At 71.5% G+C, this 23,050-nt stretch carries 20 protein-coding genes and 2 riboswitches; of the genes, 5 read left to right on the top strand and 15 right to left on the bottom strand.

Annotated features, from left to right (window positions below):
* Positions 1–820: 820 nt before the first annotated feature.
* From QSJ59_RS01755 to QSJ59_RS01815, 13 genes are all read right to left on the bottom strand, one after another.
* A complete protein-coding gene (locus tag QSJ59_RS01755) occupies positions 821–1,429 on the bottom strand; it encodes a nucleotidyltransferase family protein (RefSeq protein WP_285756873.1) in 609 nt (202 codons plus the stop codon).
* 6 nt (positions 1,430–1,435) lie between these two features.
* Positions 1,436–2,557: an XdhC family protein gene (locus tag QSJ59_RS01760; protein ID WP_285756874.1), complete on the bottom strand. Its 1,122-nt coding sequence runs from the start codon at positions 2,555–2,557 to the stop codon at positions 1,436–1,438.
* Positions 2,550–3,695 carry a vWA domain-containing protein gene (locus QSJ59_RS01765; RefSeq protein ID WP_285756875.1) on the bottom strand — a complete coding sequence of 382 codons (1,146 nt, stop codon included), beginning with the start codon at positions 3,693–3,695 and terminating at the stop codon, positions 2,550–2,552. The genes QSJ59_RS01760 and QSJ59_RS01765 overlap by 8 nt, the downstream gene beginning before the upstream one ends.
* 3 nt (positions 3,696–3,698) lie before the next feature.
* Entirely contained in the window at positions 3,699–4,646 is a 948-nt protein-coding gene (locus QSJ59_RS01770; protein WP_285756876.1) for an AAA family ATPase, read from the bottom strand.
* Positions 4,647–5,057: 411 nt separating this feature from the next.
* Positions 5,058–5,477, bottom strand: a complete 420-nt coding sequence (locus tag QSJ59_RS01775) for a PH domain-containing protein (protein WP_285757845.1) — start codon at positions 5,475–5,477, stop codon at positions 5,058–5,060.
* A gap of 137 nt (positions 5,478–5,614) precedes the next feature.
* Positions 5,615–6,094 (bottom strand): 6,7-dimethyl-8-ribityllumazine synthase, encoded by a 480-nt coding sequence (gene ribH, locus QSJ59_RS01780; protein ID WP_285756877.1) that lies wholly within the window; start codon positions 6,092–6,094, stop codon positions 5,615–5,617.
* A 57-nt stretch (positions 6,095–6,151) separates the two neighbouring features.
* On the bottom strand, positions 6,152–7,441 hold the full coding sequence (locus QSJ59_RS01785) for a bifunctional 3,4-dihydroxy-2-butanone-4-phosphate synthase/GTP cyclohydrolase II (RefSeq protein ID WP_432707397.1): 1,290 nt from the start codon (positions 7,439–7,441) through the stop codon (positions 6,152–6,154).
* Positions 7,438–8,100 carry a nicotinamide riboside transporter PnuC gene (pnuC, locus tag QSJ59_RS01790; protein ID WP_285756879.1) on the bottom strand — a complete coding sequence of 221 codons (663 nt, stop codon included), beginning with the start codon at positions 8,098–8,100 and terminating at the stop codon, positions 7,438–7,440. Before pnuC ends, QSJ59_RS01785 begins: the two co-directional genes overlap by 4 nt.
* The gene (locus QSJ59_RS01795) at positions 8,097–8,714 is read right to left on the bottom strand and encodes a riboflavin synthase (RefSeq protein ID WP_285756880.1); all 618 of its coding nucleotides are present in this window, start codon (positions 8,712–8,714) and stop codon (positions 8,097–8,099) included. The genes pnuC and QSJ59_RS01795 overlap by 4 nt, the downstream gene beginning before the upstream one ends.
* 111 nt (positions 8,715–8,825) lie before the next feature.
* A riboswitch (FMN riboswitch) is annotated at positions 8,826–8,956 on the bottom strand.
* A gap of 143 nt (positions 8,957–9,099) precedes the next feature.
* Complete coding sequence (gene rpe / locus QSJ59_RS01800; protein ID WP_285756881.1) at positions 9,100–9,765, bottom strand: ribulose-phosphate 3-epimerase; 666 nt, start codon at positions 9,763–9,765, stop codon at positions 9,100–9,102.
* Between the two features lie 97 nt (positions 9,766–9,862).
* Positions 9,863–11,293, bottom strand: coding sequence for an RsmB/NOP family class I SAM-dependent RNA methyltransferase (locus QSJ59_RS01805; RefSeq protein ID WP_285756882.1), 1,431 nt, complete (start codon positions 11,291–11,293; stop codon positions 9,863–9,865).
* Between the two features lie 139 nt (positions 11,294–11,432).
* Complete coding sequence (fmt, locus tag QSJ59_RS01810; protein WP_285756883.1) at positions 11,433–12,365, bottom strand: methionyl-tRNA formyltransferase; 933 nt, start codon at positions 12,363–12,365, stop codon at positions 11,433–11,435.
* 174 nt (positions 12,366–12,539) lie between these two features.
* On the bottom strand, positions 12,540–13,967 hold the full coding sequence (locus QSJ59_RS01815) for a hypothetical protein (protein ID WP_285756884.1): 1,428 nt from the start codon (positions 13,965–13,967) through the stop codon (positions 12,540–12,542).
* 318 nt (positions 13,968–14,285) lie between these two features.
* On the opposite strand from QSJ59_RS01815, the gene QSJ59_RS01820 reads away from it, so the two are divergent.
* The gene (locus QSJ59_RS01820) at positions 14,286–16,451 is read left to right on the top strand and encodes a primosomal protein N' (RefSeq protein ID WP_285756885.1); all 2,166 of its coding nucleotides are present in this window, start codon (positions 14,286–14,288) and stop codon (positions 16,449–16,451) included.
* A gap of 149 nt (positions 16,452–16,600) precedes the next feature.
* Positions 16,601–17,407, top strand: coding sequence for a nucleotidyltransferase domain-containing protein (locus QSJ59_RS01825; RefSeq protein ID WP_285756886.1), 807 nt, complete (start codon positions 16,601–16,603; stop codon positions 17,405–17,407).
* 74 nt (positions 17,408–17,481) lie between these two features.
* Here QSJ59_RS01825 and QSJ59_RS01830 read toward each other — a convergent pair whose 3' ends face one another.
* Together QSJ59_RS01830 and QSJ59_RS01835 are read right to left on the bottom strand one after the other, a co-directional pair.
* A complete protein-coding gene (locus QSJ59_RS01830) occupies positions 17,482–18,195 on the bottom strand; it encodes an SAM-dependent methyltransferase (RefSeq protein ID WP_285756887.1) in 714 nt (237 codons plus the stop codon).
* Positions 18,196–18,316: 121 nt separating this feature from the next.
* On the bottom strand, positions 18,317–19,645 hold the full coding sequence (locus QSJ59_RS01835) for an aminotransferase class V-fold PLP-dependent enzyme (RefSeq protein ID WP_285756888.1): 1,329 nt from the start codon (positions 19,643–19,645) through the stop codon (positions 18,317–18,319).
* A gap of 61 nt (positions 19,646–19,706) precedes the next feature.
* Positions 19,707–19,833, bottom strand: a riboswitch (SAM riboswitch).
* A gap of 356 nt (positions 19,834–20,189) precedes the next feature.
* Between QSJ59_RS01835 and QSJ59_RS01840 the strand changes: the two genes are divergently transcribed.
* The 3 genes from QSJ59_RS01840 to QSJ59_RS01850 are packed head-to-tail and all read left to right on the top strand — an operon-like array spanning position 20,190 to position 23,024.
* Positions 20,190–20,564: a DUF3870 domain-containing protein gene (locus tag QSJ59_RS01840; RefSeq protein ID WP_285756889.1), complete on the top strand. Its 375-nt coding sequence runs from the start codon at positions 20,190–20,192 to the stop codon at positions 20,562–20,564.
* Complete coding sequence (locus tag QSJ59_RS01845) at positions 20,545–21,837, top strand: CaiB/BaiF CoA transferase family protein (RefSeq protein WP_432707398.1); 1,293 nt, start codon at positions 20,545–20,547, stop codon at positions 21,835–21,837. Before QSJ59_RS01840 ends, QSJ59_RS01845 begins: the two co-directional genes overlap by 20 nt.
* The gene (locus QSJ59_RS01850; protein ID WP_285756891.1) at positions 21,834–23,024 is read left to right on the top strand and encodes an acyl-CoA dehydrogenase family protein; all 1,191 of its coding nucleotides are present in this window, start codon (positions 21,834–21,836) and stop codon (positions 23,022–23,024) included. The genes QSJ59_RS01845 and QSJ59_RS01850 overlap by 4 nt, the downstream gene beginning before the upstream one ends.
* Positions 23,025–23,050 lie beyond the last annotated feature (26 nt).

The following is a 23,050-nucleotide window of genomic DNA, read 5'->3' on the forward strand; positions in this document are numbered from 1 at the left end:
TGACATGCGACGATGACGCGGGCCGACCGCCCTACCGGAGCGGAGCCTCCTCCGTGTCTTGACTGCCGATGGGGCATCCGAGGCCGGACCCGGTGGAGCCGGCGACGAACGTGGCGAGCGGGGAACAGACGAGGGACTGGGTATTGATTGGCACGTCACCGGCGACAGCGGGTGGGGCCGCAGCCCCGAGGACAGCGGACGACAGGGCGAGGACGGCAAGGACACGGCGCATAGCGCTCCGATCTACGACGGTCGCAATCAACCACTCTTGGCATTCGTAAGCTCTCGCAGAGTAGTCAACGCTGGTCATAGGTCCTTGTCCACCACCCTGGAACCACGTCTCGTGGGACGCGACGACCTGCACCCGGGCAGCCGTGGACACCGGCGGCCATCCGTGACGGCGAAGGCCGGAACGGCCCGCTTCCTCGTCCCGGCACACAAGACCATCCCCGCGTGCGCGGGGAGCACCCTTGATGACCAGGGACTCTACCAGCGGGTAACCCTCGTTTCATTCACTTGTCGAGAAAAGAACATCCGGCACGAAAAGCGACCTGTTTCGCACAAGGCAGGCAAACGCCACTCCCACGAAGCCCGCCCCCGGGGCCGGCCCTGCCGGGAATGCCCCCTGCCCACGGGCGCTCCCGGCCCGGTGGCCGGGCACCCGGGAGGCCGAACGGGTCCTTCATCAAAATTGATGATGCCCGAGCGGGCTCCTCGGCCCCGCCCCGTACCAGTCGCGCCCCCGCATCGCGCCTGTCACCCGGTCCGACCCCGATACGACCGGCGCCGTGCGTCCGCACCGACGCACCGGCCGCGCGGGTCAACTGCCCGAGCCGTCGAGGGCCGCCCGCAGCCTCGCCAGGTCCTCCGGGGTGTCGATGTCGTCGGGGGCGGCGACGTCGGCGCACTCCACCCGGGTGACCAATTCGGGGTTGGCGCGCAGGAAGGGACGAGCCCCGGTATCGCCGCGGGCCAGTGCGCACACGCCCTGCCAGTGCGCGCGCGCCAGCAGGACGGGATTGCGCGGGGCGCCCGAGTAGGCGGCGACCGCGACCTCCGCCCCTCGGTCGTGGGCCTCCAGCAGCCTGCGGACGGCCGCGGACGTGATGAGAGGCTGGTCGGCCAGCGCCACCACGACGGCGGGCACGCTGTCCGGCAGCGATGCCAGACCCGCGCACAGCGAGGACCCCATGCCGGTGGCCCATTCGGGGTTGTGCACCTCCAGGGCTCCCACCACCGGCACCCGCGCCGCCCCCGTCACCACGTGCACGGGGGCGCAGCCGGCGTCGCCCAGCAGGCGCACCCCCCTGTCGACGAGACGCTCCCCCGCCAACTCGACCAGGGCCTTGGGCGTGCCCAACCGGCTGCCCGTGCCCGCCGCCAGCAGCAGGCCGGCCACCCCGGAAGGATGCGTCGGACGTGTCGCCACGGGGGCTCAGACCGTGCTGGGGATCAGCGGCGTGTGATGGATCGGCCCGGAACCGCTGGTGAGCGGACGGCCACTCCCTCCCCAGCGGGTCTGGATGAGCTCCGCGGCGATGGACACGGCCGTCTCCTCCGGGGTGCGCGCCCCCAGGTCGAGCCCGATCGGTGAGCGCAGTCGGGCGAGCTGGTCGGCGGGGACGCCGACCTCGCGCAGCCGGGCCAGCCGGTCGGTGTGGGTGCGGCGGCTGCCCATCGCGCCGATGTAGCCGGCCCCCGTCGCCAGTGCGGCCTTGAGGACCGGGACGTCGAACTTGGGGTCGTGGGTGAGCACGCAGATGGCGGTGCGCTCGTCGATCTCCTCGGCGATATCGCCGAGGTAGACGTGCGGCCACTTGACCACCACCTCATCCGCGCGCGGGAAACGCTTGGCGGTGGCGAAGACGGGCCGGGCATCGCAGACGGTGACGCGGTAGCCCAGGTAGGCGCCGATGTCGGCGACCGCGGCGGCGAAGTCGATCGCGCCGAAGACGAGCATGCGGGCGGCCGGGGCGAAGGACTGCACGAACACCTCCAGTTCGTCGCCGCGCCGTTGGCCGTCGGCACCGTAGCGCAGGATCGCGGTGCGCCCCTGGGCGAGCAGGCCGCGGGCGTCGTCGTCGACCGCGTCGGCCAGCCGTCCCGTGGACAGGTCCCCTTCCCCCCGGTCGGGCCAGATGACACGACGCGCGCCCAGGTCGGGACCGGAGGCGACGGTGGCCACCGCCACCGGGCGGTGGCCGTCGACGGCGTCGATGACGTGGCCCAGGCTCGGGTAGCGGCTCGGGTCGATCGGCTCGACCAGGATGTGCAGTGTTCCGCCACAGGTGAGTCCCACGGAGAACGCTTCGTCGTCGCTGACGCCATAGCGCCGGCGCACCGGCTTCCCAGTGGCGATCACCTCCCGGGCGAGTTCGTAGACCGCCCCTTCGACACAGCCGCCCGACACACTGCCCACGACCTCGCCGGAGGCGCTGACCGCCATGGCGGCCCCCACCTCTCTGGGGGCACTGTGGTAAGCGTCGACCACGGTGGCCAGTGCAAACGTCTCCCCTGTCGCGAAGAGCTCGGCGACGGCACTGCGGATGTCACGCATACGCTCCTCCTATCCCGGTCCTGGCGCCTGTAACAGCGGTGGCCAACTCTTCCAACGCGCCCAGGCTGTGCCCCGACACGAAATCGTCGACGTGGGGCAGTGCGGCCGCCATTCCGGCGGCCAACGGGGCGTAGCCCGGCTGGGCCTTGTGCGGGTTCGCCCAGATCACACGGTGGGCGAGCCTGGCCAGTCGGGCCATCTGGTCGCCCAGCAGCGCGGCGTCGCCGCGCTCCCACCCGTCCGAGGCGACGACGACCAGCGCCCCCCGCGCCATCCCTCGTTGTCCGTGCAGGTCGAGGAACTCCTTGAGTTCCGCGCCCAGCCGGGTCCCCCCGCTCCAGTCGGGGATGGCGGCGCCCGCCGCGGCCATCGCCGCGTCGGCGTGGCGGTTGCGCAGCGCGGACGTGAGCCGGGTCAGCCGGGTCCCCACACTGAAGGTCTCGGTGTTGCGAATGTCGCCCCTGGTCACCGCATGCGCCAGGCGCAGCAGCGCGTCGGCGTAGGGCGCCATGGAGCCGCTGACGTCGATCAGGAGGACCACGCGGCGCGGCCTGGTCGTGCGGGAACGGTGCAACAGGCGCACCGGCTCGCCTCCGCTGCGCAGGGTCGCCCGGATGGTGCGGGCGTAGTCGAGCCGGCCGCGCGCAGCGGGCGTCATCCGGTGGGTCCTGCGCTGTTCGCGACGGGTCGCCAGCAGCGCGAGCAGGCGGGCGACCTCGGCGCGCTCGGCCGGGTCGAGGGTCGCGAGGTCCTTGGCGCGCAGCACGTCGACGTCGCTGGCCGCCGATGCCTGCTCTGCTTCCTCCCGGGCGGGCGGAGGGCCCTTGGGCGCCTCGGGGCGCCACATGGGGGCGCGCACCGCCTCCATCGGCCCCGGAGGGACCGGGTGTCGTCGGGGAGCGCCGGCGAAGTAGTACGCGAAGCAGGCGTCGTAGGCGGGCAGGTCGGCTGCCCCCGCGCACAGGGTGAGACGCCCGGCCCAGTAGGCGTCGGTTGCATCGGTGACGTCGAGAGTGCCGAGCGCCCGCAGGAACGCCTGCGCGCGGGCGGTGTCGGCGGGCAGGCCGGCCGCGCGCAGCGCCCGGACGAACCCCAGCATCACGGCGGTGACGTCGGGATCGGTGGCCGGCGAACGCACCGGTCAGCCCGTCTTCCCGGCAGTTTGTCCGCTGAACAGCGCGGACAGCCGCCCGCTGACCGTCTCCTGGTCCTCGCGGTGCTTGACCAGCGCACCGAGGGCGCGGGCCGCGGAGTCGGGGGCGAGTTCGTGGGCCCCCAGGGCCAGCAGGGCCGCGGTGAAGTCGATACTCTCGGCAACCCCCGGCGGTTTGAGCAGGTCGAGCCCTTCGACCGGGTCGCGCATCGCCTGGGCCGCACGCGCGACCTGCTCGCTCAACCGCTCCCCCGCTCCCGGAAGGCGGCGGGCGATGATGGCGGCCTCGCGTTCAAAACCGGGGTGGGGCGTCCAGTGGTAGAGGCAACGGCGCTTGAGGGCGTCGTGGACCTCCCTGGTCCGGTTGGAGGTGAGGACGACCACGGGCGGCACGGCCGCGCGGATCGTGCCGAGCTCCGGGATGGAGATCTGGAACTCGGACAGGAACTCCAGCAGGAACGCCTCGAACTCGTCGTCGGCGCGGTCGATCTCGTCCACGAGGAGGACGACGGGGGCTGCGCCGCCGCTCTCCAGTGCGCGAAGCAGTGGCCGCGCCAGGAGGAAGCGGCGGTCGTAGAGGCCGGATTCCAGGCGCTGCACCTCGGCGACCCCGGCGGCCTGGGCCGCGCGCAGGTGGAGCAGTTGGCGGGGGTAGTCCCAGTCGTAGAGGGCCTGGGCCGCGTCGATGCCCTCGTAGCACTGCAACCGGATGAGCGGGCCGCCCAGCGCACGGGCGAGCGCCTTCGCGAGCTCGGTCTTGCCGACCCCGGCGTCGCCTTCGAGGAAGAGGGGGCGGCCCATCTTCAGGGCCAGGAAGCAGGCGGTGGCCGCCCCGTCGTCGGCGAGGTAGTCCTGGGCGTCCAGCAGCTCGGCAAGGTGCTCGGGGGTGTCGACCACGGGTGCGGTGCGGTCGGCAGCGGAGTCGTCACCGTTCATCGGGCCCCTTCCTGGCTGTGTGGCCAGGCTATTGCCCTGAGGACTCCGGGGGAACGATCAGGATCCTCCAAAAACACCGGGTCCGAATCGTACTTTCGTACCTATCCGTACCACCGTGTGTGTTGGACGGACGGGGCTCCCGCCCGAGGGGCGGGGCTCCGTCCAACGCCGATCGGGACGTGGCCGGGTCAGGCGAGGATCAGCGACAACAGCGCCAGAACCACGACGACGCACCAGATCAGTGCGGCCACCCGGTCCATCTGCTGCTGTCGAACGTGCTTTCTACGTCGATTCTTGACGTCCATAACTGTAGGACGCCCAGACCACCTATTCGGTTCTCCTGTTTTTACCGAAAGTGACGAAAAATCGACGTTCCGGCCACAGAAAGCCACCGTCCGCCGCGGCAGTGGGTCAACGGCGCGGCTCTGCCGCCTCACCGTACTGGTGGAGCAGTTCCTGGAACCGGGCGAGGTCGGCACGGGCGCGGTCGCCGTCGTTGCTCTGGATGGCCATCACCGCCAGGGTGGAACCGTCGAGCAGGTCGATGCTGGGCCAGGGCTCCCCCACCGGCATCCGCGCATCCACGATCTCGGGCCAGACCAGCACGTGGGTGCGGATGGAGTTGACCACGGTGACCCGGTTCTCGGTGAGTTCCAGGTGGGGCCGGGCCAGTAGGTGCAGGCCCGCCGCCATGACCGCGCCCAGGGCGACCAGGGCCACCCGGTCGGGGACGCCCCACTCACCGGGCATGATGACCGCCAGCACCAGGAGCGTCAAGAAGATCAACGCGGCCAGGCCGTAGGCGACCCACCGGACGTTGCGCGGACGCATCGTCAACCGCAGCGCCCCGTTTCCCTGCCCGCTCACTGTCTCCCCGTCCTTCACGTCTTTTGATGGCACGCCATCGCCCGCCTTTCCCGTCCCGCTCGCGTTGCCCGCCGGACCCGGCGGGATCACGCGTAGAAGCCTCAGTCGTGCCGGGCGCGCAGTCCGCGCAGCACCAGGGCGGTGTCCAGCGCGGCGACGGTCGCCTCCCAGCCCTTGTCCTCGTGGCTACCCGGCAGACCGGCTCGCTCACGCGCCTGTTCCAGGGTGTCACAGGTCAACACGCCGTTGGCAACGGGGCGTGATTCGCGCAGGGCGACGTCGGTGAGGCCCTGGGTGAGGGACTGGCAGACGTATTCGAAGTGCGGGGTCCCGCCCCGGATGACCGCTCCCAGCGCGACCACCGCGTCATGGCCCCGCGCCAGCTCCTGGGCGACGACGGGGATCTCGACCGCGCCGGCGACGTGCACCACCGTCGGCTCCACGACACCGGCTTCCTTGGCCGCGGCCAGGGCCCGCTCCAGCATCGGGGCAACGATGTCGGCGTTCCACCGGGTGGCGACGATCCCCAGGGTGAGGCCCTCCGCCTCGACGACGTAGTCGGGGCGCCCCGCTCCACTCATGTTCGTGTCCTCACTGTGCGTGGGGCGCGTCCGGACGCGCCCCTTCGGTAGATGCGGTCAGGAGGCGAGACCGGGCAGATCGTGGCCCATACGGTCGCGCTTGGTGATGAGGTAACGCAGGTTGTCGGCGGTGACGACTGCGGGCATCTGGATCCGCTCGGTGACCTCGATCCCGTTGCTGTGCAGTCCTTCGGCTTTGCCGGGGTTGTTGCTGAGCAGGCGTACCGAGCCGACCCCCAGGTCGGTGAGGATCTGGGCCGCGGTGCCGAACTCGCGCGCGTCGGCGGGCAGGCCGAGTTCGAGGTTGGCGTCCACGGTGTCGGAGCCGGCGTCCTGGAGTCGGTACGCCTCCAGTTTGTGCAGGAGGCCGATTCCCCTCCCCTCGTGCCCGCGCAGGTAGACCAGCACCCCACGGCCCGCCTCGGCGATGCGTGCCATGGCGGCCTCCAACTGCTCGCCGCAGTCGCAACGGTAGGAGCCGAACGCGTCACCGGTGAGGCACTCCGAGTGCAGCCGGACCAACACGTCCGCGCCGTCTCCGAGGTCGCCGTGGACGAGTGCCACGTGCTCGGCCCCGTCGATCTCGGCCCGGTAGCCCACCGCCCGCCATTCGCCGTGACGGTTGGGGATACGGGTCTCCACAACGCGTTCGACGAGCTTCTCGGTACGGCGGCGGTACTCGACCAGTTGCTCGACCGAGATCAATTTGAGCCCGTGTTCGTCGGCGAAGTCGCGCAACCGCGGCAGGCGGGCCATGGTCCCGTCGTCGTTGACCACCTCGGCGATCACTCCCGCGGGACGCATGCCGGCGAGCCGGGCGAGGTCGACGGCGGCCTCGGTGTGGCCACGACGCGCCAGGACACCCCCCGGCCGGTAGCGCAACGGCAGGACGTGTCCGGGGCGGGTGAAGTCGCCCACGGCGCCGGCCGGGTCGGCCAGCAGTCGCAGCGTGTGGGCGCGGTCGGCGGCGGAGATCCCGGTGTGCACCCCCGAGCGCGCGTCCACGGTGACCGTGTAGGCGGTGCGCATGGAGTCTTCGTTGGTCGCCGTCATGAGCGGCAGGTTGAGGCGGTCCAGGTCCTCCCCGAGCATCGGCGCGCAGACGACCCCGGAGGTGTGTCGGATCATGAAGGCCAGCAGTTCGGGGGTCGCGGCCTCCGCGGCGAAGATGAGATCGCCCTCGTTCTCGCGGTCGGCGTCGTCGACGACGACGACCGCGTGTCCGGCGGCGATCTCCTTGATCGCGGCGTCGATGTCGTCCAACTGGATCTGGCCGGTGTCCTCGACCGTGCTCACGGGTCCTCCTTGAAAGCTGCTTGGCGGGGTCTGGCTGGCTGGACGGTTCATGCGGTCACCCGACGGGACGAGCGGTCCGCGGCCTGATCGGTTCGGTACCGGCGGGTCCAGTCGCGGATGCCGATGGCGGCGAGCACGAAGAAGACGCCGTAGACGAGGCCGCTGACCCACAACCCCGCCATGAGGGTGAGGGGGATCCCCACCAGGTCGACGATGATCCACACCACCCAGAAGTCCACGAGTCCGCGGCTCTGCGCGAACATCGCGACGGCGCTCCCCACGAAGATGAAGGCGTCCAACCAGGGCGACCAGGAGATTCCCGTGTAGCTGAAAGCCGTTGCCACCGCCACCGTGCCCACCGACAGCAGGCCGGCCAACAGGAGGCGTTCTCGGGTGGTGGCGGGACGAACCGGCAGTTCGGCGCCACCGCGCATACCGCGCGACCACCGATACCAGCCGTAGACGGCCAGGACCGCGAACATGACCTGCTTGAGTGCGTTGCCCACCAGCAGGGCGTCGACGGAGACCGCGAACAACAACACGGTTCCGGTCAGCTGCACCGGCCAGGTCCAAATGCTGCGGCGGATGGCGAAGGCGACGGTGGCCAGGGCTGCCATGTTGCCGATCAGGTCGGCCCAGCGGACGTGTTCGCCGAACAGGGTGAAACCCGTGTAGGCCCACTCCAGCCACCAGGCCCCCGTGCCGCTCACCGGGTGTCTCCGGCCCGGTGGCCGAGCAGACGCTCGACGTATTTGGCGATGACGTCCACTTCGAGGTTGACCGGCGCGCCGACCGGTTTGGCACCCAGGGTGGTGAGGTCCAGCGTGGTGGGGATGAGGCTGACCGTGAAATGGGCGTCGCCCGCCTCGACGACCGTGAGGCTCACGCCGTCGACGGTGATCGATCCCTTCTCCACCACGTAGCGCGCAAGCGCGGGGGGTACGGAGACACGCACCGTCTCCCAGTCGGTTCCGGGGACGCGCTCGGTGATGACGCCGGTGCCGTCCACGTGGCCCTGCACGATGTGGCCGCCCAGGCGGGCCGAGACCTTCGCCGCCCGTTCGAGGTTGACCGGGGATCCCGGCTCAAGGGCGCCGAGGCTGGATCGGTCGAGGGTCTCCTTCATGACGTCGGCGCTGAAGTGGCCGTCTTCATACCCGGTGACGGTCAGGCAGACGCCGTTGACCGCGATGGAGTCGCCGTGGGCGGCGTCGGAGGTGACGGTGGGACCGTGGATCGTCAGTCTGGCGGCCTGTCCTGCGGCCTCGCCGACCGGCGTGATTGAGACGACCCGGCCGAGCTCTTCAACGATTCCGGTGAACACGAGAGCGCCATCCCCTTTTTGCCTGGTTCGGCTCCGGGGGTGTGGGGATGGCTGAAACCATCGAGGGTGGTGTCGCCGACACCTTGAACAAGGTTCGGTCACACCGGTCCCACGCGCGCTGCCTCCCATCCGGACTTTAACCGTCGGTACCGGAATCCCACCGGTTCAACCGGCCGATGGCTTCGGCCGGGTCGCGGACTATAACCGCCGGTTCGGACTTTCACCGACCCCGGAGCACGCGTTTTCGTACGTCTTGGTCAACAAGTGTGCCACGGGCGGGTATTCCCGCTCCACCCGAGGGCCCGACAATCGAATGTCCGCAATCCAGCGGAAGGGCGGGAACGCATCCCTGCTCCGGCCGATGGCGGGCGGGGTCCGCGTACCCTCAGCCGGCCGCGCGCTCCGCCTGGGCCCGCAGCGCGTCGACGGCCGCGGCCGGATCCTCCTGGCCGTAGACCGCCGAGCCCGCCACGAAGACATCGGCTCCGGCCTCGGCGCAACGCTCGATCGTCTCCGCGCTCACCCCGCCGTCCACTTGGAGCCAGACAGCGGCGTCGGTGCTGCGGATCAGCTGACGGGCCCGTCGGATCTTGGGCAGCACCACGTCCAGGAACTTCTGGCCGCCGAACCCCGGATCGACCGACATCACCAACAGCATGTCCAGTTCCCCGAACAGGTCGGCGTAGGGCTCGACCGGCGTCGCCGGGTTGAGCGCCAGTCCCGCCCGTGCACCCAGGCGCCGGATCTCGCGCAGCGTGCGCACCGGGGACTTGGCCGCCTCGGCGTGAATGGTGACGCTGCCCGCGCCCGCCTCGGCGTAGGCCGGAGCCCAGCGGTCGGGGTCCTCGATCATCAGATGGCAGTCCAGCGGCAGCGCCGCCGCCTTGTGCAGGGACTCCACGATGGGCAGCCCCAGCGTCAGGTTGGGGACGAAGTGATTGTCCATGACATCGACGTGCAGCCAGTCGGCCGAGTCGGCGACTGCCGCGGCCTCTTGGGCGAGGTGCGCGAAGTCGGCAGAGAGGATGCTGGGAGAGATCTGGATCGCCACGGGACAGAAGCTTAGCCGTATGCGCCGGTCGCGGCCTCGCCCCTCACCCCTTTCCAGCAGGGCGGGGACGACGGGCGCGACCCGGCCGGGGATTCGGTCAGTGCTTGCGCACCAGGGCAAGGAACATGGCGTCGGTGCCGTGGCGGTGCGGCCAGAACTGGGCGAAGGGGCCCGCGGCGACGTCGGCGACCTCGTCGAGGTACGGGGCGGCCTCGATGAGTTCGGCGTCGGTGCGCTCCGCCAGGACCGCCTCGACGATGTCGCGGGTCTCGGCCAGGTGCGGCGAACAGGTCACATAGCCCACGACGCCACCGGAGCGCGCGGCGTCCAACGCGCGGTTGAGCAGGTCGTGCTGGAGGGGGGCCAGCCCGGCCGCGGTCGTGGGGGTGCGGCGCCACCGCGACTCCGGCCGGCGGCGCAGGGCCCCCAGCCCGGTGCAGGGGGCGTCGACCAGGACCCGGTCGAAGGCGCCGTCGCGCCATGCCGGCCGGGTGGAGTCGGCCACGACCGCGCGGGCGGCGTCGCGAACCGAGCGGTGAACGGCCCGGGCCACCAGTCCGGCCCGCGCGGGCTGGACCTCGGCCGCCAGCAGGCGGGCATCACGCTGGCCGGCCAGCCCGCCCAGTAGCCCGGCCTTGCCGCCTGGACCCGCGCACATGTCCAGCCAACGGGCGTCGGGGCCGGTCAGCGGAACCCTGGTGAGCGCGAGGGCGACGAGCTGACTGGCCTCGTCCTGCACAGCGGCGCGTCCCTGCTGGATGGGACGCAACAGACCGGGGTCGCCCTCGGTGAGGTAGGCCGCGTAAGGGGAGAGGCGCCCCGCCTGGGCTCCCTCCTCCACCAGGTCGGCAACCGATGCACGACCGGGTTTGGCCACCAGGGTCACCAATGGGCGCTCGTTGTGCGCGGCGAGCAGACGTTCGGTCTCGGCCAGTTCCCCGGAAAGGTCCTCCCCCAACGCCTCGGCCAGCGCACCGACGATCCAGCGCGGGTGGCTGTGGACGACGGCGAGATGGCCCAGGGCGTCGGCCGAACGGGCGGGGGCGACGATGGCCAGCCAAGCGTCGAGGTCACGGGCGCTCACCTTGCGCAGAACGGCGTTGGCGAACCGGGAACGGTGGTGACCGATGACCTTGCGGGCAAGGTCGATGGTGGCGCTGACCGCCGCGTGCGGCGGGATCTTGGTGGACAGCAGCTGGTGGGCGCCCAGGCGCAGTACCGGCAGCACCTCGGGATCGACCGATCGGATGGAGCGGTCGACGCAGGAGTTGAGAATCGCGTCGTAGGTCCCCTGGCGGCGCAACGTACCGTAGGTGAGCTCGGTGGCCAGGGCCGCGTCGCGGCCCGCGACACCGCGTTCGCGCAGTGTCGCGGGCAGGAGCAGGTTGGCGTAGGCGTCCCTGGTCTCCACCGCGCGCAGCACGTCGTAGGCCACCCGTCGCGCCAGGTCCTTGGGCACGGGTGGCGTCGCGGGGCGGCCCCGCCCGCGACGCGTGGAGCGGTAGGGGGAAGAGGAACGGTCAGTCACTGTCGATCAGCCTCACGCCTGGAGAATCCGATGCGGCCCGCGGTCCCCGCGGGTCACCCATCGAGGGTACAGATCTCCACAGTTCAACGAGCAGCTGATCGCCCGCCGGGCCGTCGCCGGAAGCCAGGGCGCGGACCGGTCAGGCGCTCCCCAGGCGCTCGTCGTCACCGGGACGGACACCACGGGCCCAGTCGACCGCGGGCATCATGCGCTTGCCCTGGGGCTGGACGTGGCCGAGGCGCACCGAGCGGGTGGCAGTGCCCACGAGGACGTGTTTCTTGCCGATCTCCAGACGCCCCGGCGGGAGCGCGGGAGCGTCCTCGACCAACGCGACCGGGCCGAGTTTGAGCCGGGTTCCGCGAAAGACCGTCCATGCTCCGGGAGCCGGGTCGCAGGCGCGGATGAGGCGGTCGATGCGCAGGGCCGGGGCGTGGAAGTCCACCTCGGCGTCCTCGGGGTTGAGCTTGGCGGCGTAGGACACACCGTCCTCGTTCTGGGGACGGGACTCGAGCGAACCGGCGGCGACGCCGTCCAGGGTGCGGACCAGCAGTTCGGCACCCGAGTGGGAGAGGCGTTCGAGCAGGACGCCGCTGGTGTCGCGCGGCCCGATTGGCTCGGTGACCACCCCGTACACGGGGCCGGAATCCAATGCCGGCTCGATCTGGAACGTGGCCGCACCCGTGATGTCGTCGCCGTGCAGGACGGCGTGCTGCACGGGGGCGGCGCCGCGCCAGGCCGGGAGCAGTGAGAAGTGCAGGTTGATCCATCCGTGCCGGGGAATCGCCAACGCCTCCTTGCGCAGCAGTGCCCCGTAGGCCACCACCGGGCAGCAGTCCGGTTCGAGCGCCCTCAGCCGCGCGAGGAAATCCGGCTCGCTCGCCTTGGCCGGTTTGAGCACCTCGATCCCGGCCTCGGCTGCCACCTCCGCGACCGGACTGGGCGAGACCTTGCGCCCGCGACCCGACACCGCGTCGGGGCGGGTGACGACCGCGACGACCTCGTGCTGAGAGTCGAGCAGCGCTCTCAACGACGGTACGGCCGCCTCCGGCGTTCCCGCGAAGACCAACTTCATCTACGGACCCCATATTCCAGACGTTCGTTCCGACCCGCCGCCGCGCGGCACCGTGCGAGGACGGCCCCGCGGCGGTCCGGGTGCACACAGCGTAATGACAAACGCGGGTCCTGGAAGCGACGACGGCCGGCGCGCCGAGCGGACACGTCGGGGCGGCGTATCTGCTGGACGGGATCAGCGGCGCATGCCGTGCCGGGCGGCGACGGAGATGTGCGGGTCGGGGTGGAGTTGGAAGAGGAGTTCCAGCGCACGGGCGCGGTCGGGGTGATCGAGGTCGGCCAGGAGCGCCACGAGCGGGAGTTCGCGGGGGCCGATGAGACGGTCCAGGAGACGGGTGTAGTCCTGGAGGCCGCGCTGATGGCTGAGGCCCACGACGGCCTCTGCGACCAACCAGGCGCGGTCGGTGTCGCAGAGCGGTGGGACGGGGGCGATGGCATGGCCGGCCAGCCATTGGCGACAATGACGCCACATCAGCGGGTCGGCGAGTCCGGCGCGGACCGCGGGTTCGGCCCCGGGTCCCAGGCGCCCCAACAGGACCACCGCGATCCCGCGCTGTCCGGTCCCGGCTCGTGCGGCAGCGGCGATCAGACCCGCTGCTGCATCCTCCTCCGTGCGCTCGGCCAACCACCCCAGGAACTCCACCGCACGCTCGGACTCGGAGTAGCCCGACAGTGCGGCGAGGAGTTCGTCCGCCTCGGCGTGGGCATGGCCGCCGAGGACCGGGGCAGTCATTCCGGACGCATTGAGCAACCGGTTGAGGCCCCAGCGACCCAGCGCAGTGAGTTCGACGCCCACGGCCGAGGGCCGGGTGACCGCGCCGTGGCGGATCAGTTCCCCCAGGGCGTTGCGCACCGTGGGTTGGGCGAGCGTGCTCAGGCTCTCGGTCTCGGTCGCGTCGACGAGACCGTCGGTGACCGCGTCGTCGAGGACCTCTGCTGCCAGTCGGGCGATGCCGGACTCGGGCTGGACGGCGCGCCCGCACTGGTAGAGCTCGAACATGAATTCACCGAGGACCCGTTCGGCCACGCGCTGGGCACCGTGGCCGGTGTCCTCGTCGAACTCGGTGAGGGCGACGTAGACCGCGAGCCAGTGGCGCAGCGTCAGCGGGTCGGAGTCCCCTCCGCCGAGCTCGGGGGTTCGTCTGGCGCGGCCCGATTCCATGGTGAGCAGGCCGGTGTCGAAGGCCGTGTTCCACACCCACGCCATGTCCGGGTCCTGGACATCGCCGTCGTGGGCGACCGGGCGCACCGCGGGCAGTTCCCGCAGTGCCCGTGCGGCCGGACCGGGCTCGGGGCGGCCGTCGACGACGCGGGGGCGGTGCTCCTCGGCCCAGTCGGCGAGTGCGCGGAGGGCGACCAGGAACGGTGAGCGACGGGCAGATGCGGCGAGCTCGGATTCCGGAGCGAGGCGTACGGGCGCCACCGGCGAAGGGTCGGGGCGGGTAGTCGGCGGCTTCAACACAACCTCTCCCACCGGCTTGGCGCAGAAAACCCACTGGCGGTGCGCCCGGCTCAGCCAGGCGCGCACCGGACCGTTCTCTCTCGGGGCAGCGGCTCCGGGCACCAGGTGCTCTGCGGCGGCGTGGTCAGTGTGTCCACTCACCCGCCCAGCGTGGCACAGCGACCGACGGCGAGGCGGAATTTTCCGACTTTCCCGAGCTTTCCCAATGACCATAATTCGCCCCATAAACCGTCCGCTACGGCGAAAGGGGGCGACCGGCTCCGCGGACCGTCCCTCCTCTGCGATGGTCCGGTGCCGGCACGCGCACGCGGGCCGGGGCGAACGAACCGACGCGCCCGGCCGGGCAGCGGTACCGCAACGCTTCGGCGGGCCGCCGGGGGGCGGACGGGCGAACCGCCGGCACCGGCCCACCTCGCAGGCGCACCACCGTGGTCGGCCCCCTCTGGTAGGACTGTGGGCGTGACCCACCAGCCCGGCCCCGACGAAGGGGCCCTGTTCGACGTGCCCCGCGCCAAGGCCGCGGCCCGCAGGAAGGCTCCTGTTCCACGTCGCCCAGCGGCCGAGCGTGCGGTGGCCCGTGTCCTGGTGGACACGCCGCTGCCCCACCTGGACCGTCCGTTCGACTACCAGGTGCCGGACGACATGGACGACAGCGCCGTGCCCGGCTGTCGGGTCCGGGTGCGGTTCAACAACCAGACGCTGGACGGCTTCCTGTTGGAGAGGGTCGCCGAGTCCGATTTCCAGGGCCGCCTGGCCTACCTGCATCAGGTGGTCTCGCCCGAACCGGTGCTCACCCCCGAGATCGCCGCGCTGGCACGCGCCGTCGCCGACCGTTACGCCGGAACCCTCAACGATGTACTCCGCCTGGCCGTCCCCCCACGCCACGCCCGGGTGGAGAAAGAACGGAAGGAGCAGAGAAGCGGCAACGCCTCTGCCCACACGGCCGCGCAGGAGCCCGAAACCGCGCCTGCTGCCCCCTCCTCTGCCGAAGACGGCCCGGAGGAGCACGGGGCTCCCCCGGGCCCGGAGCAACCCGCCCCGACCGTCACCGAGCCCGATGCCGGGCCCGGCCCCTGGGCGGACTACCCGGCAGGACCGGCGTTCCTCGCCGCTCTGCGCGCGGGACGCGGGCCCCGGGCGGTGTGGGACACCGTTCCCGGCCCCCAGTGGTGTGATGCGATCGCGGTGGCAGCCGGGGCCGCGTCGGCATCGGCGCGGGGCAGCCTGGTGGTGCTCCCCGACGGCCGTGACGTCGCCGCGGTGGACACGGCGCTGTCCGCACGGCTGGGACCGGGCATGCACGTCGCGCTGACCGCCGAACTGGGCCCCGCCGAACGGTACCGGCGCTGGCTGTCGGTGCTGCGTGGCGAGGTCGGCATCGTCGTGGGAACCCGTGCCGCGATGTTCGCGCCGGTGCGCGACCTCGGCCTGGTGGTGCTGTGGGACGACGGCGACGACGTGCACGCCGATCCGCACGCCCCCTATCCGCACGCCCGCACCGTGTTGTCGCTGCGGGCGCACAGCACCGGAGCGGGCGCGCTGATCGGCGGGTTCACCCGCACCACCGACGCCGCCCAACTGGTGGAATCGGGCTGGGCGCATCCGCTGGGCGCGGACCGGGAGCTGCTGCGGCGCCGCGCCCCCCGGATCCGCGCAGCCGGCGACGACGCGGAACTGGCCCGGGACGAGGCCGCCCGGTCGGCCCGTATGCCCAGCATGGCGCTGCGGGTGGCCCGCGAAGCCGCAAAGGAGGGACCGGTGCTGATCCAGGTCCCCAGACGCGGCTACCTGAACGCGTTGGCGTGCGCTCACTGCCGCGCTCCCGCGCGCTGCCGCACCTGCCAGGGGCCGTTGGCGATGCGCAGCGCGCACGCGATGCCCTACTGCCGGTGGTGCGGTCACATAGCCGGGGACTGGGGGTGCCCGGACTGCCGGCACACCCGGATACGCGCCACCGTCGTGGGCGCGCGGCGCACCGCGGAGGAGTTGGGCCGGGCCTTCCCGTCGCTGCCGGTCCGTACATCGGGGCGCGACGAGATCCTGACCGAGATCGGCGATCGCCCCGCCCTCGTGGTGGCCACCCCGGGTGCGGAACCGATGGTGCCCGGAGGGTATGCGGCGGCGGTGTTGCTGGACGGGTGGGCGCTGTTGGGCCGGGCGGACCTGCGCGCCACCGAGGAAGCGCTGCGCCGGTGGTGCGGTGCGTCCGCGCTGGTGCGCCCTGCGGAGGAGGGGGGGCAGGTGGTGGTACTGGCCGATCCGTCCCTGCCCGTGACCCAGGCTCTCATCCGGTGGGATCCGCCGGGTTTCGCCGAACGCGAGCTCGCCGAGCGCCGGGAGCTGGGCTTCCCGCCCGCCGTCGCGATGGCCTCGGTGACCGGGGAACCGGCGAACGTGCGCGAGCTACTGGACCAGCTGGTGCTTCCCGAAGGAACCGAGCTGCTCGGTCCGGTGGCGGTGGCGAACGGCTTCGGCGAAGGAACCGCCGAGCGCGCCCTGCTGCGGTTGCCCCGGGGGTCGGCCCGGGAACTGTCTACCGCGCTGAAAGCCGCTGCGGCGGCGCGCAGCGCACGCCGGGACGAAAAACTGGCGCAGGTGCGGGTGGACCCGCTCGACGTGGTGTGATCCGCTTCACCTCACTGATCGCTGGCATGTCCGCCGCTGTCCCCGCCCCGGTGGGGCCGGCGTCGTGGCCGTCGGAAAATTCCCTGGTGGGTCCGGGCCGTCGGTGGCTAGAGTGCGGTGGCCCGCCCCCGCGACGGAAAAGACCGCCCATGAAGCACTCGACCCCGGAGTTCGCCGCGCTGGCCCACCGCGGCACGATCCTGCGGTGCGAGATCGGCTCCACCGTGCACGGCACGGGCCTGCCCGGGCAGGCCGACCGCGACGAGATGGGTATTTGCGTGGAACCGCGGGAGTACGTGATCGGCCTGCGCCAGTTCGAGCAGTACGTCTTCCAGACCAGCCCCGAAGGCGAACGGTCAGGGCCGGGGGACCTCGACCTGACGGTGTACTCGCTGCGCAAGTGGACGCGGCTGGCGTTGTCGGGCAACCCGACCGTGCTGTTGGCGCTGTTCGTATCCGACTCCCACACCACGCACCTCACCGACCTGGGCCGGGCGCTGCGCGCCAACTCCGACCGGTTCGTCTCGACGGAGGCGGGGAACCGGTTCCTGGGCTACCTGCGCGCCCAGCGCGACAGCATGTTGGGGTTGCGTGGGGGGCGCCACACCAATCGCCCCGAACTGGTGCGGGAGCACGGGTTCGACACCAAGTTCGCCAGCCACATGATCCGGTTGGGCGTCCAGGGCGTGGAGCTCCTGGAGACGGGCCGCATCAGCCTGCCGATGCCCGAGCCGTGGTCGTCATGGATCCGCGACTTGCGCCTGGGCCGCCGTTCACGCGACGAGGCGTTGGCTGTGGCGGCAGAACAGGAAGCGCGTCTGACCGCCCTGCTCGGAACCGCTGACGTGCCCGCGCGGGCCGATCACGCCTGGGCCGACGCCTGGCTGGTGGATGCCTACGAGAGCAGTTGGGCGTCCCGGGACGGTGATCGGGAGGGCACGGCGCAGCCCGGTTGACCGCGGGGCCGCGTCCCGCGACCGCCGATCAGGACGCGGACCGATCTCCTTGGTCACGACCGCGCCTCACGTACTCAGGGCCGACGCGCCACGCCGGCCAGGACACCGGTTCCGGTGGCCGCGACCTCGTCGTCGGGATAGGGCCACCAGGCGATATCGGCCGTTCCCGGTTCGAGCAGGTCGAAAGGCTCGAACAGCGTGGCCGCGCGTTGCCGTGCATGAGGGTCGGCGTCGTTAGGCGGTCGCCGGCAGATGACGAGATGGCTCCCCGGGGCGAGAATCTCGTACAACCCCCGCACCAATGCGCCCACGGCATTGTCGCCGGGCAGCGCATCGGCGTTGAGGACCACGCCGAGCGGCGAGGTCAGATCGAGGAGACCGCGAAGGCCGAGCTGACCGGCGATCCCGGCTGCGTCCAGGCGCTTGACGTGCAGGGTCACCGGGCCGTCGACATGCACCGCGGTCCGGCTGCCCACCGACGCCGCAGCCCCGGTGTCCACGTACACGACGCGGGAGTCGGGGTCGTGCGTCCGCGCTACGCCGTGGACCCCTTCGGCAGCAGGAACGCCGGAGCCGATGTCGACGAACTGCCCGATGCCCAGATCGGTGGCGAGGTAGCCCACGCAGCGCCGCAGGAACCCCGGGACGGCAGTGATCACAGCAGGATCGGGAGGCGTCACGGCAGGGGCATCGCGCAGGTAGTCGACGATATGGACGACCCGTGGGCCGGGCACGTCGAGCAGGGGCGGTTCGACGTCGGCGCGCAGTGCCGTCCTGTGGTCAGTCACGATCGCTCCCCGAGCCTCGGCCGATCGAGGTCGGGGCGGGCCGGACGGATCGCGCCGCGAACCCGATTCCCGTGACCTCCGTCATAGCGATCGATGCTACCCGCTTGCCGGGAGAGGCCGCCTAGGGGTGGGGTCTGGGGTCGGGGACCGGCGAGACCCGCTCGTTGACCAGCGCATATTCCCACTGCGGGCCGTGCTCTGCGAGCTCGGCCACTGCACGGACCAACCGGTCGACGTGCTCGACGGTGGTACCGAGGCCGAGGCTGGCCCGCGCTGCCTGCGTGTGCCCGGGCGGGAGGAGTTCGCGGGTGAGCAGGTGTGCGCAGAACAGGCCGTCGCGCACACCGATCCCGTACTCGGCCGAGAGCGCGGCAGCCAGCAGGTCCGCGGGCACGCCGTCCACGACGAAGGAAACGATGCCCACCCTGGGGTGCTCGGGGCCCCACAGGCTCAGGTCGTGGACCGCCGGGATTTGCGCGAGCCCCGTGCGCAGCCGGTCCAACAGGGACTGTTCGTACTCGTGGAGGGTGTCCTGGCCCGCCTCGGTGAGTGCGGTGCAGGCGGCGGCCAGGGCGACCGCGCCAAGGACGTTGGGGCTTCCCGCCTCGTGACGGGCCGGGAGGTCGTTCCAACGGACATCGTGCTCGCTGACGTTTGCGGTGGCACCGCCCCCGGCGAGGTAGGGCTCGGCCGCGCGCAACCAGTCGACCCGGCCGGCCAGCACCCCCGCGCCGAAAGGCGCGTAGAGCTTGTGCCCGGAGAAGGCCACGTAGTCCACGCCGGTGGCCGCGAGGTCGAACGATGCATGCGGGACGAGCTGGGCGGCGTCGACGGCGATCCGGGCTCCTGCGGCGTGGGCGACGGCCGTCAACTCTTCGACCGGCCACAGTTCACCGGTGACGTTGGAGGCAGCCGTGACCACCAGCAGCCGCGGGCCCTCGGGCGCGGCGAGCAGCGCCCGACGCGCGGACTCGACCGCGGCCTCCGGGCTCGCGGGCAGCGGCAGCCGCACGACGCGGCCGGCGGTGCTGCCACGGTGCTGCCACGGCAGCAGCGCCGCGTGGTGCTCTCCGGCGAAGACGACGACGGTGCAGGCGTCGGGCACACACCGGGCCAACAGGTTCAGGGCGTCGGTCGTACCGCGTACGAAGACCACGGCGTCGTCGGCGCGCGCGCCGACGAACCGGGCCACCCCGAGCCGCGCCTTCTCGTAGGCGTCGGTGCTGACCTGGGAGTGAAACCCCGCCCCCCGGTGAACGCTGGCGTAGTAGGGCAGGGCGTCGGCCAGGGTGGCGCGCACCGCTTCGAGGCAGGGGGCGCTGGCGGCGTAGTCGAAGTTGGCGTAGGACACCCGCTCGCCGTTGACCAGCGGGATCAGGACGTCGGCACCGACCACGTCCGGCTGGGGGCTCAGGGGTGCGGAGATCGGGGCTGGGGCGACAGTGGTCACGACATACCTTCCATGGGTCACAGGGGACCCCGGGGTACGCATGGAGCGACCTTGCAGACGGGGTCCGCGCTTGCCTGACACGTTGACGTTCTCGGCCGTGTCTCGACCTGGTCCTCACCCGGGGCACCCCACCGCGGAAGGAGGGTTGCCGGCCAGCGAGCCGGGGCTTTGCGCTGGCGCTCATGACCTGCCAAGGACTATAACCCACGAATCCACCCCGCTCGCGGGAGCCCCCCGTGTGACCTGACGCACCCCGACAGGGGACGGCCCGCCGGCCGGTCACTAGAGTGGGGGAATGGGTCTCGGGCACGACCTCGCGCAGCGCCGGGCGGACACCGCCCCGTGGCGCCACGGCCCGTCCGGGATTGCTGCCCTGCGCCACGCGGACGACGCCCCCGAGTGGTCCGGCAACCGGTGCATCGGCCATAATTGGCCGCATCTGCCCCTCCCGCCGAGGGCGGTCCGAATTCTGGCCGTCCTGCCCAGGCGCGAGAATCCAGTCCCCCGGATTCCTCGCATGCCCTGATGGAGGGACACCCACGCCATGCATGACAGCGAACGCCTGCACCGCCTGGCCGACCCCGACGTGGTCCTCGTCTCCGGCTACGCACGGCTCCCCGATGCCGTGGCCGGCCACTCCCAGTACGAACGCCTCGGCGTCGTCCTCGCCGTGAACCTCGGCGACGGTCGAATCGTCGCCGCCGACACCACCCTGCTCACCGACCTCGCCAAGGAATTCTTCCGGGTCCTGGTCGAAGGGCTGTCGGTCTACGACGACATCACAGAAATCGCCAACCGTGTGCAGACCCGCTACGCGGGGCAGTCCGGTGGCGCACTGGCCACTGCGCTGCGACGCTGCCTGGAGACCTGCCTGCAGTTGCGCGCGGCCCACCGCACCGTTGACGCGAGGGAGAAGTGAACCGTTGACCACCACCGACCGACAACCGCACCGGCCACTGGCCGGAATCCGGGTCGCCGACCTGTCCCGGGTACTGGCCGGCCCCTACGCCACGATGCTGCTGGCCGACATGGGGGCCGACGTGGTCAAGATCGAGCATCCCGAACACGGTGACGACACCCGTTCGTGGGGACCGCCTTGGGCCGGTGACCAGGCGGCCTACTACCTCTCCCTGAACCGGGGCAAGCGCAGCCTCGCCATCGACCTGAAAGACCCCGAAGGGCTGGCCGCGGTACGTGAGCTCTGCGCGGGGGCCGACGTGGTCGTACAGAACTTCCGTCCCGGTGTGATCGAGCGCCTCGGCCTGGGATACGAGCAGGTCAAAAAACTCAACCCCGGGGTCGTGTACTGCTCCATCAGCGGCTTCAGTTCCGGGCACAGTCCAGCGGGGCGCGCGGGCTTCGACGTGATCGTGCAGGGCGAGAGCGGTCTGATGAGCACCACCGGCACTCCCGGGGGAAGCCCCACCAAGATCGGCATCCCCATCAGCGACGTGTTCACCGGTCTCAACGCCGCCGCGGCCATCTGCGGTGCGCTCACCGGGCGCGAACGCACCGGCACGGGCACCCACGTGGAGGTGTCGTTGATCAACTCCGCGCTGTCGAGCCTGGTCAACGTCGCCCAGCGTGGGCTGGTGACCGGAGCCGAACCGGAACGGTTCGGCCAGGCCCACTCGACGATCGTGCCCTACCAGGTGTTTCCCACCGCCGACGCCGAGATGATCGTTGCCGCCGGCAACGACTCGTTGTACCGGCGACTGTGCACGGCGGTGGGACGCGCCGAGCTGGCCGACGACCCCCGGTTCGCCACCAATCCCGACCGGGTCGCCAACCGGGAAGTACTGGTGGCCGAGCTCACCGCCGCCCTGTCCGCCAAGGGCGCGGAGGAATGGCTGCCGATCTTGACGGCGGCGGGTGTTCCGGTGGGCAAGGTCCGAGGGGTGCTGGAGGCGATCCGCGCCGCCGACGCCTCGGGCGACGCCGCCACGATCACGGTCGACCACCCCACTCTGGGCGACCTCGAACTGGTGCGGGCCGGCTTCCGCTTCGACTCCCCCACCCCCGAAGCAGACGCAGCCGTACTCCCGCCCCCGCTACTGGGCCAGCACTCCACCGCTGTCCTGGAGGGCCTCGGACTGACCGACGAGCAGATCGCCGGGCTCGTAGCGCGCGGGGTGGTCAACCAGAACGGACAGACCCGATCCACGACTCGACGAGGAGCCGATCACCGATGAGCACATCCGCCAAGGTCCCAGCCCCCGACCCACTCGACTTCCTGGCCGTGGACGCCTCCCTGAGCACCGAGGAGGCCGACATCCGCGACGCGGTGCGCGCCTTCGCCGAGCGCGAACTCCTCCCCGACGTCGCGGACTGGTTCGAGGCCGGCACGCTGCCCAACCCGCGCGAACTCGCCAAGCAGGTCGGTGAACTGGGCCTGTTCGGCATGCACCTCACGGGCTACGGCTGTGCCGGAACCAGCGCCGTGGCCTACGGTCTGGCCTGCCGTGAGCTGGAGGCGGTCGACTCGGGTCTGCGCAGTTTCGTGTCGGTCCAGGGGTCGCTGGCAATGGCCGCGATCCACCGGTACGGCTCCGAGGAACAGAAGACGGAGTGGCTGCCGCGGTTGGCCGCGGGCGACGCCATCGGCTGCTTCGGCCTGACCGAACCCGACTCCGGCAGCGATCCCGGATCGATGCGCACCCGCGCCCGCAGGGACGGCACGGACTGGGTGCTGGACGGCACCAAGATGTGGATCACCAACGGTTCCGTCGCCGACGTGGCCGTGGTGTGGGCGACCACCGACGAGGGGGTGCGCGGGTTCGCGGTCCCCACGGACACGCCGGGGTTCGGCGCCAACGTCATCCACCGCAAACTCTCGCTGCGCGCCTCGATCACCGCCGAACTGGTCCTGGACGGGGTGCGGCTCCCCGAAACGGCACGGCTGCCGCTGGCCGAGGGGCTGGGGGCCCCGCTGTCGTGCCTGAACGAGGCACGGTACGGGATCGTTTGGGGCGTGGCGGGTGCGGCGCGCGCCTGCTACGCGGCCGCTCGCGACTACGCGCTGACCCGCGAGCAGTTCGGCGGCCCCATCGCCGGCTTCCAGCTGACCCAGCGCAAACTGGCCGACATGGTGGTGGACGTCAACCAGGCATCGCTGACCGCGCTGCACCTGGGCCGGCTCAAGGACGCCGGGGCCTGCCACCACAACCAGGTGAGCTTCGGCAAGCTCGCCAATGTGGCCGCCGCTCAGCGCGTGGCCGCCGCTGCCCGCTCGGTGCACGGTGCCAACGGCATCACCCTGGAGTACCCGGTACTGCGCCACATGCTCAATCTGGAGACGGTGGCCACCTACGAGGGCACCGAGGAGATCCATGCACTGAGCGTCGGCCAGGCCGTGACGGGGATCTCCGCTTTCCGCTGACCCCGGGTACGCCGTGTCCCCGGTCC

The organism is Nocardiopsis ansamitocini, assembly GCF_030268225.1.
Taxonomy (GTDB): Bacteria; Actinomycetota; Actinomycetes; order Streptosporangiales; family Streptosporangiaceae; genus Nocardiopsis_D; species Nocardiopsis_D ansamitocini.

Bases quoted from the DNA above. Each gene is read 5' to 3' on its own strand.
- QSJ59_RS01760 (WP_285756874.1), bottom strand. From the start codon at position 2,557: ATGCGTGACATCCGCAGTGCCGTCGCCGAGCTCTTCGCGACAGGGGAG.
- QSJ59_RS01770 (WP_285756876.1), bottom strand. From the start codon at position 4,646: ATGAACGGTGACGACTCCGCTGCCGACCGCACCGCACCCGTGGTCGAC.
- QSJ59_RS01775 (WP_285757845.1), bottom strand. From the start codon at position 5,477: ATGCGTCCGCGCAACGTCCGGTGGGTCGCCTACGGCCTGGCCGCGTTG.
- ribH (WP_285756877.1), bottom strand. From the start codon at position 6,094: ATGAGTGGAGCGGGGCGCCCCGACTACGTCGTCGAGGCGGAGGGCCTC.
- QSJ59_RS01785 (WP_432707397.1), bottom strand. From the start codon at position 7,441: ATGAACCGTCCAGCCAGCCAGACCCCGCCAAGCAGCTTTCAAGGAGGA.
- fmt (WP_285756883.1), bottom strand. From the start codon at position 12,365: ATGAAGTTGGTCTTCGCGGGAACGCCGGAGGCGGCCGTACCGTCGTTG.
- QSJ59_RS01825 (WP_285756886.1), top strand. From the start codon at position 16,601: ATGAAGCACTCGACCCCGGAGTTCGCCGCGCTGGCCCACCGCGGCACG.
- QSJ59_RS01840 (WP_285756889.1), top strand. From the start codon at position 20,190: ATGCATGACAGCGAACGCCTGCACCGCCTGGCCGACCCCGACGTGGTC.
- QSJ59_RS01850 (WP_285756891.1), top strand. From the start codon at position 21,834: ATGAGCACATCCGCCAAGGTCCCAGCCCCCGACCCACTCGACTTCCTG.